The sequence below is a fragment of the Bacteroidota bacterium genome (assembly GCA_038746285.1).
GTDB lineage: Bacteria > Bacteroidota > Rhodothermia > Rhodothermales > JANQRZ01 > JANQRZ01.
Genome location: JBCDKT010000017.1, coordinates 1 through 18,058 on the forward strand (window position 1 = coordinate 1; position 18,058 = coordinate 18,058).

Below are 18,058 nucleotides of genomic sequence, written 5' to 3' on the forward strand. Positions count from 1 at the left end.
GCCGAGAGCCGCGAGCACTGAGGCGCGGATGGCCGTGGTGTAGGAATTAGTAGCACCGTTGGCCTCGGCGAGGTCGAGCACGCCGAGCGCGCCCTCGGCGTCGCCCGCGTCGAGCAGGGCCTTCGCCTCGTCGCTGTAGAGGGCGGGGTCCCGGCTGCCGCGCTCGATCTCGGCCATCCGCAGCGCCGACGCCTCGGCGCCCCGGCCTACGAGTTCTAGGCTCCGAGCCTGGATCGCGCGCACGTGAGCATCGACGGCCTCGGGCTGCCCCTTCTCAACAGCCTCTAGGCGTTCGAGAAAAGCTCGCGCGCCTTCATGTCCAAGTGCAAGTAAGGCATTCCCTAAGTTAGCCCAGTAGGGTGGGAAGTCGCGCCGCATGTCGCATGCCTTTTCGAAGCACGCCAAAGCTTTGTCACTCTTGTCGCCTTCCAACTTGCGGTAGGCCTCTCCGAGGAAGCGCTGGACCATGTGGCTCTCTGGTTCCAATAGGGCTCGGTATTCGAGCGCTGCTGCCTGCTCGTGAATGGGCGCTCTGCTTTCGAAAAGCTGCTTGTAGAAGGCTTCCATGCGCTTTCGCGCCCATTCCAAGTTGGCTCCTAAGAGGGAGACGGCGATCCCTTTCACACGGTGAGCGTCCCCCGCTGCCACGAGGTGGTGAAACGCTTCGAGGGCACGGTCAATGTTGAGGCTCGTGGTGCGGGGCTTCTGGCCGAGCTGCTTCAGGAAGCAACTCGCGATGGCGCCGTGCATATTCCGGGCGCGGCGCTTAGTCTCGCCGGCAGCGTCTTCTCGGAAGGCGAGCGCGTCCTGCTCCCCGTCGTCGGCGTACCCGTGCTTGCGGGAGCGGACCCAAGCGGCAACGAAGCCGTGGAGGAAATACCTCTGGTGGTCGGCGGAGAGCGCGAGGAGGCACCGTCGGTCCAGACCTTCCCAACCCTGTACGCCGAGGTGGCGTTCGAGCGTGTCGATGTGGTCGTGCGGGATACCTTTACGGTAGAGCGCGAGGGCGTCGAGCATATGTCGCGCAGGCGCTTTTAGGACGTTGTCGTAGAGGTCATTGAGGAGCAGCCCTTCCATCCGCTCCTCAAGCTGGTGGCGATGCCGCTGTAGCACCTGCAGCGGGGACTCGTTGCGCCCTCGCGCTACCTCGATGAGAAGCTGGGTGGCGTGGGGATGAGCTTGGTCCCCCTGCCCGCCGCCGAGCCACTGGTATATGGCTCGGCGATCGGTCTTCGTGTACTGCCACGCCTCTGCCTGCCCGGGCGGAGCCGCATCGGCGAGGCATTCGAAGAGGCTAGCGCTGTCGAGTCCTGGGACCTCGCGCTCTTCGGACTGCCCGACGAGGAGGCGCTCGGGCGGGCGCTCGCGCAGCTCGAAGATCCATGTCCACCGGTCACCAAGTGCCTGCTGCAGCCCGAGGAGGAGGGCGCGGACCTCTGGATCGCGGAACCCGTCCGTCCCGAGGAGTTTGTGGCCGCTGTCGATCCAGACCCAGGCCGGTTCTGGGTTGGGAAAGCGCTGCGCGATCTCAGCGGCGATCTCATCTGGGCTCCCCGCGGGAGGATGTTTGTTCTCAGATAGGTCGCCTAGGTTGTGGGCGATGTGCCGGTAGAGCGTTTCGCGCGTGGTGTCTTCATCGGCGAAGAAGTGGAGGGGCGTCCGGCCGGCTCGGCGCGCCAACTCGCGGATGATCTCGGACTTCCCGTTGCCGCGAAGGCCGTATAGGATGAGAAAGGAGACCCTTTCAAGCAGGGCCTCGGTTTCGTCCAGCAGTTCGTCTCGTCCATACAGCCGCACGGCATCGGCCGGAAGAGGATTGTCGGAGGGTGGTCGGGGCTCGATGGGCGGTTCGTTGGGCTCCGGGGCTTCTGTCTTGGCAGCCTCGGGTGGGAGCGCTCGTGGACGAGCAGCGACCGGCTCAGGCGACGTGCCGCCATCCTCTTGAAGCTCCAAGTTGTCGTGATCCGGCTTGAAGCGCCATCCGTTCGGCTTGCCCGTTGCGGTGAGCGGCCACAGGCGCAGCGTCGCCGCGTCGTTTCGGAAGGCTATTCGCCCGGTGGCGTAGCCGTGCGTCCGGGCCACTGTCGGCGGCTCCCCGCTCTTTTCCATGCCGAAGACGGAGCACCCCTGGCATTGCCAGACGGCCCCGGTGTCCCCTGGGTAGCGGACGTATTTGGCCTCCGTCTCGTGCTGGTGGCCGAAGAGGTGAACCGCGAACCGGTTGGACGGAGTGATCTCTGTGCTTCCTCGCTCCCGAGCTTCATCCGTCAGCCAGTCCGGACCCTGGTGAGTGAGCAAGAGGCAGGCGTCATGGTCGTTCACCCAGCGATCTACGCCGTCGTCGAACAAAGCCGCAAGCTGCTGGGGGTGCCAGACGAGCCGTTTTTTGTAGTCCCCTTCCGCAAGTTGGAGGAACGTCGTGTTCAGGCCGACGATACCGATGCGTCGGTAGCCGCGCTCTAGCGTGACGGCAAAGTCACCCGCCAGCATCCCCTCTCTCAGCCCGTCCGGTCGGTGCGGAGCGTCTGCCCACCACGTGGTATAGGCTGCAAACGCCTCGTCGATCACGGCTCGGTAGTCGGACTCGGAGACTGTCCAGAAAGTCTCGGCGATGTGGGAGAAGCCCGTGGGGAGCAGCAGCATGTCCACGGCTCCTGAACCGGGGGTAGGGCGCTGAAGGTCGTGGTTGCCCGGCACTGCCAAGAGGACTGCCTCGCCCGATCCCAACTCACGGAGCTTCTCCCACAAAGGCTCTAGCACATCTGCTTGCATCGCCCCAAACTGCCCAGCCTCACCCGACTGAACAAGGTCGCCGGTGAAGAGCACGGCATCCCAAGGCCCGCTCTTCTCGTGCAGCTTATCCAGACTCTTTAGAAGGGGTTCTCGCAGGGTGGGCCAGAGACACCCCTGCCCATTTAAGCCATAGTGGAGATCGGTGAGGTGAAGCCACGAAAAGAAATTGGCTGCCATGCGTATATCTAGGAAAGGTTCTGCGCGAGTTAGAGGGCGAGAAACTATGCGTCATCCCTGCTTCCGCAACCCTTCCTATCGGTCAAGGCTGTAGTGGGTAGACACGCACACCCCATGTCCGAAGGTCGGTGCTGTTAGTAGACGTGCCGTCGGCGGTCAGGGAGCCGGGTACGTGTACGACGCGCTGAGTCCGAGCGGGATGCCGACGGTCCAGTAGAGCAGCAGGAATGCCGACCACGCCACGAGGAACGCCGCCGCGTACGGGATCATCAGCGAGGTCAGCGTCCCGATGCCGGTGCTCTTGACGTAGCGCTGGCAGTAGACCACCACGAGCGGGAAGTACGGCATCAGCGGCGTGATGATGTTCGACGACGAGTCGCCGACGCGGTAGGCCGCCTGCGTCAGGTCCGGCGAGATCCCGACCTGCATCAGGACCGGCACGAAGATCGGCGCGAGGAGGGCCCACTTCGCGCTCGCCGAGCCGACGAAGAGGTTCACGAACGCCGTCAGGAAGATGATGCCGACGACCGTCACGCCGCCGGGGAGCGAGAGCGCCTGCAGCCCGGCCGCCCCCTTGACCGCGAGGAGCGCCCCGATGTTCGACGCCCCGAAGGCGTGGACGAAGAGCGCGCAGAAGAACGCCATCACGACGTAGTACCCCATCCCTTGCATCGCCTTCGTCATCGCGTCCACGATGTCCTTCGAGGTCTTGAAGACGCCCGCCACGATGCCGTAGACCACGCCCGGTATCAGGAACAGCAGGAAGATCAGCGGCACGATGGACTGCATGATCGGGGCCGAGAACGAGTTGAGCGAGCCGCTCGCGTCGCGGAACGGCGAGTCGGCCGGGAGGAGCGTGAGCGTGAGGACAACGAGCCCGAGGACGAGCACACCCGTGCCCCACCAGAACGCCTTCTTCTCGCGCGGGTCGATGTACCCCATGTCGGGCTGCTCCTCGGCGTCGGAGTCGACCGGCGTCGCCGCGTTCAGGCGCGGCTCGATGATGCGGTCGGTGATGAACCAGCCGAGCAGGATGATGAGGACGCTCGAGGCCGAGGTGAAGAAGTAGTTGTTGAGCGGGTTGACGAGGATGTCCGGGTCGATGAGCTGCGCCGCGGGCTGCGTGAACCCCTGAAGCAGCGGGTCGAGCGCCGAGGGCACGGGGTTGGCGCTGAAGCCGCCCGAGACGCCGGCGAACGCCGCCGCGATCCCGGCCAGCGGGTGCCGCCCCGCCGCGTAGAAGATGATCCCCCCGAGCGGAATCACGAGCACGTACCCGGCGTCGACCGCGCTGTGGCTGATCAGCCCGACGAGGATCACGACCGGCGTCAGGAGCGCCGTCGAGGTCTTGCCGAGGAGGAGCTTGATGCTCGTGTTGAAGTACCCCGCCTCGTCCGCCACGCCGACGCCGAGCATCGCGACGAGCACCACGCCGAGCGGCGCGAAGCTCGTGAAGATGGTCACCATGTTCGACAGGAACGACGCGAGCGCCGTCCCGGTCAGCAGGTTGATCACCCGGATCGGCTCGCCCGAGCGCGGGTCGAGGTCGGCAAACTCGACGGGCGCGAGGAGCGCGGACAGGCCCCAGACGATGAAGAGCGAGATCAGGAACAGCATCGCCGGGTCCGGCAGCTTGTTGCCGATGCGCTCGATGCTGCCGAGCAGGCGGTTGACGAGGCCGGGGCGAGGTTCAGCGATTTTCGGCTCCATGCGGGGCGCGGGCTAGGTGGACGGAGGCGCGCCAAACATAGGCACACCTGACCCTTGCAGGAAAGCCTATTCGTCCCGTGCCCTTTGCCGATCTCTGCGTCCGCCGTCCACCAGAGATATAGCGCTACCGACCGAGGTCAGAAACTCAGGCGCAGCCCGACCGTGGGAGCCTGGACCCCGAGGCCAAGGTTCGCCCGGCTCATCACCGGTTCGACGGAGCCGAACCCGACGAGGGCTCCGATGGGCGGCACGCCGAGGTAGAGCAACGCGCCGAAGATCACCAGCGCAAAGTCGTCGCCGCCGCACAGGAACCCGTCGCTGCAGTCGGAACCGCTGAGCCGAACGGCACCTACTGTGATGAGCACTGCGCCGGGGAGGGCTCCAAGGCCAGCGCCAACCATCGTTCCCCGAAAGTCGCCCTCTGCCCCAAGAATCCGGCCCATGCCGTAGACGCCCAACGCTGAGGCAAGCGGGGCGAACAGCACCACGGCACCGTCGTTGGCCTCAGATGCTACAGAGACGGTCCAGACACTCGCACCAGCACCGGCAGCTAGCATGAACGTCCGCTTGGCGAACGCGCTTCCGTCCTGCGCCGCCGCGGGGGCCGTGAGCAGGACGAGCGCGAGTACGGAGGTCAGCCGTCTCACATCGCCAGTCCGCCGTCCACATGGAGAACGTGGCCGGTGATGTAGCTGGACGCGTCGGAGGCGAGGAAGAGGGCAGCGTGGGCGATGTCCTCGGGCGAGGCGGGGCGCTTGAGCGGGATGCCACCTAGCATCGCCTCCTTCGCCGCGTCGCCGAGGGCACCCGTCATGTCGGTCTCGACGTAGCCGGGGGCCACCACATTCGCCCGCACGCCGCGCGCGCCGAGCTCTTTGGCGAGGCTCTTGGTGAAGCCGATGATCCCGGCTTTGCTCGCGGCGTAGTTCGCCTGTCCCGCGTTCCCCATCACCCCGACCACCGACGAGATGTTGATGATGCTCCCGGCGCGCTGCTTCATCATCGGGCGGTAAGCCGCTTTGCACGCGTTGAAGACGCTCTTGAGGTTGACCCCGATCACGGCGTCCCAGTCGTCCTCGCCCATGCGGATCAGCAGGTTGTCCCGCGTCACGCCTGCGTTGTTGACGAGCACGTCAATCGACCCCCACTGCCCGGTGACGTGGTCGACGGCCGCCTGTGCCGCGTCGAAGTCAGCGGCGTCACTCTGGAGGGCGAGGGCCTCAGTGCCCCTGCCTTCGAGATCGGCCTTGAGGGCGTCGGCGGTCTCAGACGAGGAGCGGTAGGTGAAGGCTACCTTCGCCCCTGCCTCGGCGCAGGCTTCGACGATCGCGCGGCCAATCCCGCGCGTGCCGCCAGTGACGAGGACCGTCTTGTCCGTGAGATCGAGGTTCATTTAAGTGGTAGGGTTGGATTCAGAGTCGGCGCTTCGGGCGGAATGAAGATGGAAGGTTGAGGATAGAGGATGGCCTTCAGGTTCGTACGCTTCGCCATCTTCGATCCTCTATTCCCCATCCTCCAACTCCCCAGCGGTGCCCGCCGTGGCGGTCTCGACCTTGCGGCCGAGCGTGCGCTTGGCGAGGCCGGAGAGCACGGTGCCCGCGCCGACCTCGACGAAGCGCGTCGCGCCGTCGGCGTGCATCGCTTCGAGCGTCTGCGCCCAGCGGACGGGCGCGGTGAGCTGGTCGAGCAGGCGGCGGCGGATCTCATCTGGGTCGGTCGAGGGGTGGGCGGTGACGTTGAGGTAGACTGGGCACTGCGGCGCGTTGATGGTCGCTGCTTCGAGCGCGTCGCTGAGGCCGTCCACGGCGTAGGCCATCAGCGGCGAGTGGAACGCCCCGCTGACCGGGAGCGGGAGGACGCGCTTCGCCCCGGCCGCGCTCGCAGCCTCACTCGCCTGGGCCACGGCGTCCCGGTCCCCTGAGACGACGATCTGCCCCGGTGCGTTGAAGTTGGCGCACTGCACGACGCCTTCGCTCTCGTCGGTGGCTTGCTGGCAGATCAGCTCGAGCACGTCGGCGTCGAGGCCCAAGACGGCCGACATCGCGCCGGGCCGCTCGTCGCCCGCCCGGGCCATGAGCTGCCCGCGCAGCCGGACGAGGCGGAGGCCCTGCTCGAAGCTCAGCGCGCCGGCGGCGGCGAGCGCGCTGTACTCGCCGAGGCTGTGCCCGGCCGCCATGTCGGGCGCGTGGCCTTTCGACTGGAGCACCGCGAAGGCGGCGAGGCTGTGGACGTAGAGCGCGGGCTGCGTGACGTCGGTCTGCGTCAGCGCGGCCTTTTCGGTCTCCGGGTCGTCGCCGTCGCCGAACATGCGGATTTTGAGCGGGAGGTCGAGGTTCCGGTCGGCCTCGTCGATCACGTCGCGGGCCTCGGGGAACTGCTCGTAGAGGTCGGCCGCCATGCCGACGAACTGAGAGCCCTGGCCGGGGAAGAGGAAGGCATTCATGAGCGGAGGAGCGGAGGAATGGAAGAGCGGAAGATAGGCGGCGAGGGTCAGAGGCTTCCGCTCTTCACCCCCTCCACTCCTCCCCTGCTAATCAAGCGTTTTCTGCTGCCGGTCGCGCGCGCCGGGGACCTGGCTGCCGTCGTAGGCCCAGGTCAGGTACGTCGCGCCCCAGGTGAACCCGCCGCCGAAGGCCGCAAGGACGACGTTGTCGCCGGGCCGGAGCTCGGCTTCCCAGTCGTAGAGGCAGAGTGGGATCGTGCCCGAGGTGGTGTTGCCGTAGCGGTCGATGTTGATCATCACCTGGTCGCGCCCGATGCCCATCCGGTTCGCGGTCGCGTCGATGATGCGGAGGTTGGCCTGGTGCGGGACGAGGTATTTGATGTCCTCGCCCGAGAGCCGGTTGCGCTCCATCACCTCGGCCGAGACGCCCGCCATACCCTTGACGGCGAACTTGAACACCTGCCGTCCCTCCTGAAGGAGGTAGTGCATCCGCTTGTCGACGGTCTCGTGCGTGGCCGGGTGCAGGCTCCCGCCGCCGTCCATGCGCAGGTGTTCCGCCCCAGAGCCGTCGGCGTGATGTACGAAGTCGAGGAGGCCGTGCTCCTCACTGGGTTCGAGCAGGACGGCCCCGGCCCCATCGCCGAAGATGATGCAGGTCGTCCGGTCGGTGTAGTCCATGATCGAACTCATCATGTCGGACCCGATCACGAGCACTTTTCTGTACGTCCCGCTTTCGATGAACTGAGTCCCGGCCGAGAGCGCGAAGAGGAACCCGCAGCACGCCGCCGAGAGGTCGTAGCCCCACGCGCGGTGGGCTCCGATCTCGTGCTGGACGAGGCAGGCCGTCGCGGGGAACAGCATGTCCGGCGTGACGGTCGCGACGATGATCAGGTCGATCTCCTGCGGGTCGATCCCGCGCTGGTCGAGGATCTCCCGGGCCGCGTGGGCGCACATGTAGGCGGTCGCCTTGCCGGGCTCGCGCAGGATGCGGCGCTCGCGGATGCCGGTCCGCGTGCGGATCCACTCGTCGCTCGTGTCGACCATCTTCTCGAGGTCAGCGTTGGTCAGCTTGGTCTCGGGGAGAAAGTGACCGACGGCGGTAATGGCGGCGCGGGGCATGGCGGGTCGGGGTGAGAGGGCGTGGAGGGGAATGGAGAGGAGGTGGAAAGAGGCTATGCTCTCCCGGCCCTCCACGCCCAACGCAGCGGCAGGCTCAGCAGCGTAAGGGGCATGGGTGGCGGGGACTAAGCCAGTGCTTCTGCAATCGCGCCGTGGACGTCTTCGCGCGCGATCTCGGCGGCGCGGTGGATCATCTGGGCGATGGCCTTGGCGGAGGAGCCGCCGTGTCCGATGACGCTCGTGCCGGTCACGCCGAGCAGCGGCGTCCCGCCGTACTCCTCGTAGCTGAAGGGCCGCGTGACGTTCCCGAACACCGTTCGGATCGCGCCGACGGCCTCGGGGCCGAGGCCTTGCCGCTGGACCTCGGCGCGGATGAGCTGGGGCAGGGCCGTCGCCAGGCTCTCGCCGAGCTTGAGGACGATGTTGCCGACGAACCCGTCGCAGACCACGACGTCGGCCGCGTGGTGCATCACGTCGCGCCCCTCGACGTTGCCGACGAAGTGGAGCCCGCCGAGTTCGCTGAGGAGCGCGTAGGCCGCTTTCGAGGCTTCGTTGCCCTTGCTCGGCTCCTCGCCGACGTTGAGGAGGCCGACCGTCGGGCGCTCGCGTCGGAAGGCGCGCTCGACGTAGACCTGGCCCATCCGCGCAAACTGCGCGAGATGCTCCGGCTTGGAGTCCACGTTCGCGCCCACGTCGACGATAATCGCAAAGCCCTCGACGGTTGGGAAGATGCCGGGGAGCGTGGGGCGCAGCACGCCCGGCAGCCGGCCGAGGAGGACGAGCGAGGCCGCCATGACGGCCCCTGTGTTGCCCGCCGAGGCGAAGGCGTCCACGTCGCCCTGCTTGTGCGCGCCGAGGCCGGCGTGGATCGACGAGCGCGTCTTGTTCTTGACCGCCGCCGCCGGCGGCTCGGCCATCGCGATCACCTCGGGCGCGTCGAGCACGTCCAGGGCGAGGCCGCTGGTATCGTGCTCGCCGAGTTCGGCGCGGACCGTCGCCTCCGGCCCGACGAGCACCACCTGGAGCGCGCCCTCGGCCTTCTGCAGCGCCTCGACAGCGCCTTGCACTACGACGCCGGGCGCATCGTCGCCGCCCATCGCGTCCACTGCCACGCGAACAGCCATCGGATCGAGAGGTTGAGTTGCCGAAGACCGGGCGGGCTGCACGCTGCACCCCGCGCCGGGAGAGGAGACGCGCCGAACGTGTCCCGGCGCAGACGGCAAAGATACGGAGGTCCCCCAAACCGAGCGCACGCCCCGCGCCGATGCTTACGGAAGCATCACGCAGAGCGTGCGGAGAGTTCGGAGGAGGGAGGAGGGCGGGCCATTCTCCCTCCTCCATCTTCTATCCTCCAGCGTTCAGGCGTAGTCCGGGCGCTCGACGACGGTGCGGCCCCGGTACTGACCGCACGTCGGGCAGGCGCGGTGGTACATCTTCGTGTTGCCGCAGTTCTGGCACTCGTGCACCCTGGGTGTGGAGCGGACCTTGTACTGGGAGCGGCGCTTGCGGGTGCGGGCCTTGGAGTGCTTGCGTTTCGGGTTAGCCATGATCGGTCTCAGAAGTCGGCCGGGGGCCGAGGTCAGTTGGTAGAGTCGCGGAGGGCGCGGAGCGCGTCCCAGCGCGGGTCGATAGGGTTGCCGTCCTCGTCGGTGAGCGCGCCGAATTGGACGGGGAGGTCTTCGTCCTCGGCACCCGGCGCGACGCGTCGCGTCGGGAGCGACAGCAGAAGAGTGTCGCGGACCGGCTCCGTCAAGTCGAGCGGCTGTCCGGGGTCGGGAAGCGGCCGGACGTCGTCGCTGCTGTCGTCGTCCGACGCGTACTGGTCCAGCCGCTCGGGCAGGACGAAGAGGACGGCGTAGCTCCCCTCGACCCGCTGCCGAAAGGGCTTGAGCGTGCGGTCGCACTCGAGCGTCGCCGTGGCGCGCGCCGTGAACGCGACGAGGTCACGGTCCTCCCCGTGGTCGAGGGTGACCTCCACCACGATGTCGCCGAACGTCCCGGCGTCGAGCCCGAGATCGTCGGGGACCGGCGCGTGGGTCTGCTGGTGCAGACCGGGCGGGAGCGCTGTGATGTCGACGCCGAGCATCAGATCGAAAATGAGAGGATTGCAGAACGAAAAAGGTACGCACAGTCCAGGCTCAGCGGCAAGCCTCCACGACTCTCCAAGAAACCTTCGGATTTGGTCGCGCGCTCCCTTGACAAGATGGCCGGATCCGTACTACCCTAGGGCGAGCGAACGCGGCAGGGCACGACCCGGTGGGAAGGCCGATCAGGAAGAGGCGGGCGGCGCAACCCCGGACCGGGGGCGAGCCCTGCCCCGAGCGTCGTGCGCGCTGGCAGGGCGACGGGACTGTCCTCTGTCCCTTGCGCGTGTGAACAACTTGTTGACAAGTGAAAAGGGGTGAAAAGCCGCTTCGGGTCCAGCGCGCCGGGAGGGTGGCGCGGCGCGGTGCGTCTGTGTGCAAAGAATATATTCTCAGAGTAAGCGCTTTGCGTGTAATGCCTTACGACCCTTGATCGTGCTGTGGATAAGATGTGAGCAAAACCCAACACTCTCGGAGAGGGCGCACGGCGTGGCCCTGATCTCGATTCCCAATCTGATACCCATGTGAATAACTCCTGCGACGCGCGGCGAAGACCTTGCACCGCTTCCACTGCGGCTCCTATTTTCGGTAGCCCCGAGTGGCCTCCCGATGCACGCGCTTTCGGCCCCGTCGCTGCTGCACATCTGACGACGCCCTCCCTCCCTCACTCCCACGCCTGAAGCGCTCTGTTTACCGGATGAACGACGCCTCCGAGCCTTCCCGCCACGTCGATACCGATAGCCCCCCCGAAGCGGTCTGGAACGCCTGCCTCGCCATCATCGGGGACAACATCAACCGGCAGAGCTTCAAGACGTGGTTCGAACCGCTTACCGCCGTAAGCCTTGAGGTGGAGGACGGCCTGACCAAGCTGACGATCCAGCTTCCGAGCCGGTTCTACTACGAGTGGCTCGAGGAGCACTACTTCGGCCTGCTCCGCAAGACGGTCACGAAGGTGCTCGGCCCGAGCGGGCGGCTCTTCTACGACATCGTGATCGAGAAGGACGACGCGGACGGCCCGCCCGGCGCGTCGATGCACCTGCCAGCGCACCCGCCGCCTGCGGCCGAGCCGCTGGCCGGACCGCCGGGCCAGTCCAGCGGTGGCGAGGTCCCGCCGCCGTCGGCACCGCGCGAGCAGCCTGGCGGGCGGCCCCGGACGACCCGCCGGCCCCCGCAGGGGCAGTCCCCGGCCGCCTCGCCGCCGCCGATCGCCAACCCGTTTGCGATCCCTGGCATCCAGAAGGTCAAGGTAGACAGCCAGCTCAACGCGAGCTACACCTTCGAGCGCTTCATCGAGGGCGACTGCAACCGCCTCGCCCGGAGCGCCTCGTGGGCCATCGCCCAGCAGCCCGGCGCGACGGCGTTCAACCCGTTCCTGATCTACGGCGGCGTCGGGCTCGGCAAGACGCACCTGATCCAGGCCGTGGGCAACTTCGTCCGGCAGCACCACAAGAGCGAGGCCGTGCTCTACGTCTCGTCCGAGCGCTTCACGACCCAGTTCGTCCAGGCCATCCAGAACAACCGCGCCTCGGACTTCTCGCTCTTCTACCGCCAGATCGACCTCCTGATCGTGGACGACGTGCAGTTCTTCGGCGGCAAGGAGAAGACGCAGGAGGAGTTCTTTCACATCTTCAACGCCCTCCACCAGTCCGGCAAGCAGATCATCCTCTCCGCCGACCGACCGCCGAAGGACATCGACGGCATCGAGGAGCGGCTGCTCTCGCGCTTCCAGTGGGGCCTCTCGGCCGACATGAAGCCGCCGGAGCTCGAGACCCGCATCGCGATCCTCAACCGCAAGGCCGAGGACGACGGGATCGAGGTCGACGGCGAGGTGATCGAGTTCATCGCGCACAACGTCAAGAGCAACATCCGCGAACTCGAAGGCTCGCTCATCCGGCTCCTCGCGCACTCGACGCTCCACAGCCGCGAGATCGACCTGGAGCTGGCACGCGAGATGCTGCGCGACATCATCAAGGAGACCCACGTCTCGCTCGGCGTCGAGCAGATCCAGCAGATCGTCTGCGAGTACTTCTCGATTCCCGAGGACCTTGTCCGGGCGCGCACCCGCAAGCGCGAGGTCGTCCAGGCGCGCCAGGTGGCGATGTACTTCGCCAAGCAGTTCACCAAGCACTCGCTCAAGACCATCGGCCTCCACTTCGGCGGGCGCGACCACTCGACCGTCATCCACGCGATCCAGAGCATCGAGAACCAGATCGAGACCGAGGTCAAGTTCCGCGAGATCATCGACGAGATCCGCCGCAAGCTCGAACTCCATACCCGGTGAGACGGAAGACGGTGATACAGAGGACAGAGAGCCTGTCTTCCGTCTTCTGTCCTCCGAGCTTGCATCCGTTGCTTTCGTTTCCGATACTTACCGGCCCCCTATCCTTCCGAGTCCCGCCATGAAATTCACCGTCTCCAGCACCGACCTCCAGAAAGCGCTCACCGCCGTCAGCGGGGCTGTCCCGAGCAAGAGCACGCTCCCGATCCTCGAGTGCGTCCTATTCGAGAAAGAGGAAGGCGACGCCGGCGGCATGCTCCGCCTCGCGGCGACCGACCTCGAGGTCTCGATCGTGCAGCACCTCGCCGTGCAGTTCGGGACCAACGGGGCCGAGGGCACCGAGCGCATCGCGGTCCCGGCTAAGCGCCTCTTGGACACGCTCCGCGCGCTCCCCGACCTCCCGGTCACTTTCACCTCGGACGCCGAGTTCCAGGTCGAGCTGACGACCGACCAGGGCCGGTACAAGATGGTCGGCTTCGACGGGGCCGACTATCCGGCGCTGCCGGCGCTCGAGGACGCCCGCGAGATCGAGACCGACGGCGGCCTCGTCAAGCGCGCCATCTCGAAGACCTCATTCGCGGTCTCCAAAGACGCCCTCCGCCCGGCGATGATGGGAATCTACTTCCAGGTCCGCCCCGAGCACAGCCGGGTCGTTGCCACCGACGGGCACCGCCTCGTCAAGCTCGTCCTGGACGCCGTCACAGCCGAGGAGCCGCTCGACTTCGTGGTCCCCGAGAAAGCCCTCAACCTCACCGGCCGCGTCGCCACCGACGAGCCCTGCACGATCCGCGTCGGCTCGGGCTACGTCGGGTTCGACTTCGGCTCGACGCAGGTGATGGGCCGGATGATCGACGAGCCGTACCCCAACTACGAGGCCGTCATCCCGGTCGAGAATGACAAGCGGCTGACCGTCAGCAGCGCCGCGCTCCTGGCCGCCGTGCGGCGCGTCGCGCTCTACTCGTCCTCGATGACGCACCAGATCCGCCTCAGGCTCGAACCCAACACGCTCACCATCTCTGCCGAGGACATCGAGCGCGCCAGCGAGGCGAAGGAGACCGTGCTCGGCGAGTACGACGGGCCGGGGCTGGAGATCGGCTTCAACTCGGTCTACCTCATCGAAGTCCTCTCGAACGTCAGCGCCGACGACGTGGTGTTCGAGTTCTCGTCGCCCAACCGCGCCGGCGTGGTCCTCCCCGCCGAGCAGCCCGAAGGCGAAGACATGCTGATGCTCATCATGCCGGTGATGCTGAACACCTACGCGTAGGCCTGGAGCGCCGCACCTCTGCGGGCCACTCACCATGCGGTGGGTGGCCCGTCTATCTGCAAGACCTCCGGCCCGCTACAGGACCGATGCAGCCAACGCATCGAGGAGGCGCTGGGCATCGGGGGCGCTCGGTCCTCGCTCGTCCACGACCGTCTGGAACGCCTGGCGGGCGGCGGCTTCGTCGCCCTGGTAGAGCCTGATCTTGCCGATCACGAACCGGGCTTCCAGCGCGATGGGGCCGTCCGGCGCGCCCAGCGACGCAGCTTGTTCGAGGAGCGCTGTCGCCTCGCGCAGCCCGTCGGGGGCGTAGCTCGGGAAGAGGCCGAGCGTGGTGGAGCGGGCGTCGTGGAGCGCGTCGAGGGCTTCGGCGTAGCGGTCGGCTACAGGGTCCATGTCGCCATCGGCCCCCCGGAGCCGGAGCCCCTGAAACTCGTCAGCCACCTCGTCTAATCCCGCGAGGCGCTCGTAGGAAGACAGGCTCGACCCGCTGGCGAAGAAGAGGCCGCCGTAGAGGAGCGCGAGGGCGAGCGAGGCCGCGAGCGCGAGCCGCGGCAGCGAGACGCGCCGCCGCAGCGGCACGGCCGGCCGGTCCGTGACCGACGTGCGCCACGACCGCGCAGGCTCGCGCTTCGGCACCGCCGTCGGCGTGTAGGGCGTGAACCCAATCCCCGATGAGCCGTCGGGGTCGAGCGGGAGGCTGGTGAGCCGCTTGAACTGGGCCGCGGGCGACTCCGCGCCCTGGGTGAGCGTCTTGAGCCGGTCCTGCATCATCGCGTAGCGGCGCTCCAGCTCCGGGTGCTCGTCGAACGCGTCCTCGATCCGGTTGCCGAGGGCGGCGAGGTCGGGCGGGAGCGGGTGGTTGCCGGCTGCGTACTGCGAGGCCAGGTAGCGGGCCATCGACTCGGCATCGGGCACCTCGGCCCCGGCGCGCGCCGCGTCGTCGAGGAGCGCCCGGACGGCGCGGCCCTCGGCCCGGATGAGCTCGGCCTCGGGATGCTCGGCGAGGTAGGCGTCGACCGCGTCCCGCTCCGAAGCCGGGAGGTCGTCGTAGTTGAGCAAGGCCTGTTCGATGGATCCCATGTGCGGTGGACAGGAGACGCGTGTCCGAGACTGTGCGTTCGGCGAGTGCGGTTCGGCGGGTACGGTTTCGAGACTCTCTACGTGCCGTAAGACAACGAAGCAGGGCTCCGCATAACCTCCTCGGTCAAATGCGGATTTCTTGAAGGAGCGCGACGAGCTCCGGGTCGGACCGCAGGCGGACGACGGCTTTGTGGGCGAAGGCGCGGAGCGAGGCCAGCGGACGCCCCGTCGCCTCGCTGATCTCGTCGTACGAGCGGTCCTCCAGAAACTTCATCCGGGCGATTTCGCGCAAGGACGGCGGCAGGCGCTCGACCGCGTGCTCGGCCGCGCGCCGCGTCGCCAGGCGGTCGTTCTCGAACGTCTCCGGGCGGGGCGGGGCCGGCGTGCGCGTCTCGTCGAACGAGGTCTGCTCCCGGTAGCGCCGCAGGAAGTTGACGAACACGTTGCGGCAGATCACGCTGACCCAGCTCGCGAAGCGCTCGGGTTGCTGCACCCGGTCGAGGTTCATCCGCGCTTTCGTGAACGCCTTGCCGATGAGCTGGTCGAGGTCCGTCGGGCCGTAGGCGCTGTCGCGCAGAAACTTGGCGACGAAGTAGCGCCGGGTGTAGCAGTAGGTCCACAGTTCGACCACTTCGAGGTCGTCGGCGCTGCCGCCGGCGTGCCACCGGACGAACGCCTCGTTGGCCTGGTCTAGGTCGTCGACGTGAAACGGAAGGCGGGCCGCTACCTCGTCCAGCGAGCGCATCGTAGCCTTGAGCGTCATAGGCCGCTGGAGAGAGCGAGGGGGAAAGGGACCGCCGGGTGCCAGAGGATAAGCTGAGCCCGCGTATTCTGGCAGCAGGATGCAGAAGAAGATAAGAAAGGATTTGCCAAGGCGGAACAGAGGCCGACCTGCCGGGTGGGGGAAAAGGTGCCGAGGAGCCATCACCGGCCTCCTGCACCTCTCGCCTCCTTTCTGTTCTCTGCCGGCCGCCTTCTTTCTAAATTGGCTTTCTCGGAATAGACGTAGGCCCTAGTTTACCCTGCTCCCGTCGCGTCGTCGGTGCGTCCTTCGGCGCGGCTTCACGTTTCTGCTTTTCCAGGTATGGACCACAACAGCTTCAAGACCGCCAGCGCCCGCCCGGCCGATGTCGAGCGCCACTGGCACGTCGTCGACGCCGAGAACCAGGTCGTCGGCCGGCTCGCGGCTCGCGTCGCGGCCGTGCTGCGCGGCAAGCACAAGCCCTCCTACACCCCACACGTCGACACCGGCGACTTCGTCGTGGTCGTCAACGCGGAGAAGGCCCGCTTCACCGGGCAGAAGGAGACCAAAAAGGAGTACTTCAGCCACAGCGGCTACCCCGGCGGCGTCAAGACCGCCACGCCGAAGGAGATGCGCGCCAAGAAGCCGACATTCATCATCGAGAACGCGGTCAAGGGCATGCTCCCCAAGAACCCGCTCGGCCGGGCGATGGGCAAGAAGCTCAAGGTCTATGCTGGCCCAGAGCACCCACACGAGGCCCAGGAGCCGCAGCCGCTCGAATTCTAGGACGCTGTTAGCTTTTGGCTTTTGGCTGTTAGCGGTCAGAGGCTACGAGCTAACAGCCAACAGCTAATAGCCAACCCCATGGCAGTAACCCAGTACCAGGCCATCGGCCGCCGCAAGACCGCCGTGGCGCGCGTCTACCTCCGCCCCGGCAGCGGCAACATCGTCATCAACAAGAAGCCGCTCGAAGCCTACCTCCCGACCGAGGCCCGGCAGCGCGCCCTCCGCGCGCCGTTCGTCGTGACCGAGACGGCCGGGCAGTTCGACGTGCTCGTCAATGCCAAAGGCGGCGGCCTCACCGGCCAGGCCGAGGCCACGCAGCTCGGCATCGCCCGGGCCCTCGTCGCCTACAACGAGGAGCTGCGCAAGCCGCTCCGCGACGCCGGCTTCATGACGCGCGACCCACGCATGGTCGAGCGCAAGAAGTACGGCCAGCCGAAGGCGCGCAAGCGGTTCCAGTTCTCGAAGCGCTAGCTCGAACGTCGAGTTACGAGTGTCGAATGTCGAGTGGGTGCTTGCCTCCAGCTCGACATTCGTCACTCGCAATTCGGCACTATCCCTCACACCGCCCGATGCGGCAGCGGGTGTTCCGGCCGGAGCCGTGCTCCCCGGGATCGCTGGCCCGCAGACGACGGCGGTGGTGGACCTAACCAAACCCTACCTACTCTCATGGCACGCGTATCCGTCGAAGACCTGCTCCGCGCAGGCTCCCACTTTGGCCACCTCACCAGCCGCTGGAATCCGAAGATGGCCCCGTACATCTTCATGGAGCGCAACGGCATCCACATCATCGACCTCAAGCAGAGCCAGGCGATGCTCGACGAGGCCGCCGGCGCGATCGGCCGGATCGCGGGCAAGGGCCGCAAGGTGCTCTTCGTCGGCACCAAGAAGCAGGCGCAGGAGATCGTCCGCACCGAGGCCGAGCGCTGCGGGATGCCCTACGTCACCGAGCGCTGGCTCGGCGGGATGCTGACCAACTTCCAGACGATCCGCCGCTCGATCCGCCGCATGGAGCAGCTCGTCAAGGAGGAGCAGGACGGCACGGCGGCGCAGCTCAAGAAGAAGGAGCGCCTCATGCGGAGCCGCGAGCGCGAGAAGCTCGAGAAGACCCTCGGCGGCATCGCCGACATGAACCGGCTCCCGAACGCGCTCTTCGTCGTCGACACCAACCGCGAGCACATCGCCGTCCAGGAGGCCCGCAAGCTCGACATCCCCGTCTTCGCACTCCTCGACACCAACTGCGACCCTGACCACGTCGACTACGGCATCCCGGCCAACGACGACGCCATGAAGTCGATCCAAGTCGTCACCCACGCGGTCGCCGAAGCCGTGGCCGAGGCCGCGCGCGCCGGTGAGATGGAGCGCGAGGCCCGGAAGGCCGAGCAGGAGAAGCGCCAGCAAGACGCCGCTGCTGCCAAAGCGCAGGCCGAGGCCGAAGCCGCCGAGGAGGTCGTCACGATGGCCGACGCGGAGGCCGAAGCCAGCGCCGACGGCTGACCCCGCCGGCGTGTAGGGGCGCCCCTCGTGGTCGCCCTTTCCGAGACCGTCTCCCACGCTATATCTGACCACGACACCGAACGACAAC

The 18,058-nt window shown here is 67.1% G+C and carries 16 protein-coding genes; 5 read left to right on the forward strand and 11 right to left on the reverse strand.

From position 1 onward, the window contains the following. The 9 genes from AAGI91_07330 to AAGI91_07370 form a co-directional block, all read right to left on the reverse strand. Nucleotides 1-2,970: metallophosphoesterase (locus AAGI91_07330; GenBank protein MEM1042427.1), on the reverse strand; the 2,970-nt coding region annotated here is incomplete at its 3' end. Between the two features lie 156 nt (nt 2,971-3,126). Next, nucleotides 3,127-4,680, reverse strand: a complete 1,554-nt coding sequence (locus AAGI91_07335) for an AbgT family transporter (protein ID MEM1042428.1) — start codon at nt 4,678-4,680, stop codon at nt 3,127-3,129. Between the two features lie 137 nt (nt 4,681-4,817). Then, nucleotides 4,818-5,327 (reverse strand): hypothetical protein, encoded by a 510-nt coding sequence (locus AAGI91_07340; GenBank protein MEM1042429.1) that lies wholly within the window; start codon nt 5,325-5,327, stop codon nt 4,818-4,820. Beyond that, nucleotides 5,324-6,073: a 3-oxoacyl-[acyl-carrier-protein] reductase gene (gene fabG / locus AAGI91_07345; protein MEM1042430.1), complete on the reverse strand. Its 750-nt coding sequence runs from the start codon at nt 6,071-6,073 to the stop codon at nt 5,324-5,326. The genes AAGI91_07340 and fabG overlap by 4 nt, the downstream gene beginning before the upstream one ends. A gap of 108 nt (nt 6,074-6,181) precedes the next feature. Further along, nucleotides 6,182-7,123 (reverse strand): ACP S-malonyltransferase, encoded by a 942-nt coding sequence (fabD, locus tag AAGI91_07350; protein MEM1042431.1) that lies wholly within the window; start codon nt 7,121-7,123, stop codon nt 6,182-6,184. Between the two features lie 87 nt (nt 7,124-7,210). Continuing rightward, the gene (locus tag AAGI91_07355) at nt 7,211-8,242 is read right to left on the reverse strand and encodes a beta-ketoacyl-ACP synthase III (protein MEM1042432.1); all 1,032 of its coding nucleotides are present in this window, start codon (nt 8,240-8,242) and stop codon (nt 7,211-7,213) included. Nucleotides 8,243-8,367: 125 nt separating this feature from the next. Continuing rightward, the gene (gene plsX / locus AAGI91_07360; GenBank protein ID MEM1042433.1) at nt 8,368-9,366 is read right to left on the reverse strand and encodes a phosphate acyltransferase PlsX; all 999 of its coding nucleotides are present in this window, start codon (nt 9,364-9,366) and stop codon (nt 8,368-8,370) included. A gap of 234 nt (nt 9,367-9,600) precedes the next feature. Next, nucleotides 9,601-9,789, reverse strand: coding sequence for a 50S ribosomal protein L32 (gene rpmF, locus AAGI91_07365; GenBank protein ID MEM1042434.1), 189 nt, complete (start codon nt 9,787-9,789; stop codon nt 9,601-9,603). Between the two features lie 32 nt (nt 9,790-9,821). After that, nucleotides 9,822-10,328, reverse strand: coding sequence for a DUF177 domain-containing protein (locus AAGI91_07370; GenBank protein MEM1042435.1), 507 nt, complete (start codon nt 10,326-10,328; stop codon nt 9,822-9,824). Between the two features lie 695 nt (nt 10,329-11,023). Between AAGI91_07370 and dnaA the strand changes: the two genes are divergently transcribed. Together dnaA and dnaN are read left to right on the forward strand one after the other, a co-directional pair. Beyond that, entirely contained in the window at nt 11,024-12,607 is a 1,584-nt protein-coding gene (gene dnaA, locus AAGI91_07375) for a chromosomal replication initiator protein DnaA (protein MEM1042436.1), read from the forward strand. Between the two features lie 118 nt (nt 12,608-12,725). Beyond that, nucleotides 12,726-13,868, forward strand: a complete 1,143-nt coding sequence (gene dnaN, locus AAGI91_07380; GenBank protein ID MEM1042437.1) for a DNA polymerase III subunit beta — start codon at nt 12,726-12,728, stop codon at nt 13,866-13,868. A gap of 75 nt (nt 13,869-13,943) precedes the next feature. Here dnaN and AAGI91_07385 read toward each other — a convergent pair whose 3' ends face one another. Further along, entirely contained in the window at nt 13,944-14,948 is a 1,005-nt protein-coding gene (locus AAGI91_07385) for a hypothetical protein (GenBank protein ID MEM1042438.1), read from the reverse strand. 124 nt (nt 14,949-15,072) lie between these two features. After that, nucleotides 15,073-15,711 (reverse strand): sigma-70 family RNA polymerase sigma factor, encoded by a 639-nt coding sequence (locus tag AAGI91_07390; GenBank protein ID MEM1042439.1) that lies wholly within the window; start codon nt 15,709-15,711, stop codon nt 15,073-15,075. A 321-nt stretch (nt 15,712-16,032) separates the two neighbouring features. Between AAGI91_07390 and rplM the strand changes: the two genes are divergently transcribed. The 3 genes from rplM to rpsB all read left to right on the forward strand — a co-directional run bounded on the left by rplM (nt 16,033) and on the right by rpsB (nt 17,970). Beyond that, nucleotides 16,033-16,476: a 50S ribosomal protein L13 gene (rplM, locus tag AAGI91_07395; GenBank protein MEM1042440.1), complete on the forward strand. Its 444-nt coding sequence runs from the start codon at nt 16,033-16,035 to the stop codon at nt 16,474-16,476. A 78-nt stretch (nt 16,477-16,554) separates the two neighbouring features. Next, nucleotides 16,555-16,947: a 30S ribosomal protein S9 gene (gene rpsI / locus AAGI91_07400; protein MEM1042441.1), complete on the forward strand. Its 393-nt coding sequence runs from the start codon at nt 16,555-16,557 to the stop codon at nt 16,945-16,947. A 195-nt stretch (nt 16,948-17,142) separates the two neighbouring features. Next, nucleotides 17,143-17,970, forward strand: a complete 828-nt coding sequence (gene rpsB, locus AAGI91_07405; GenBank protein MEM1042442.1) for a 30S ribosomal protein S2 — start codon at nt 17,143-17,145, stop codon at nt 17,968-17,970. Nucleotides 17,971-18,058 lie beyond the last annotated feature (88 nt).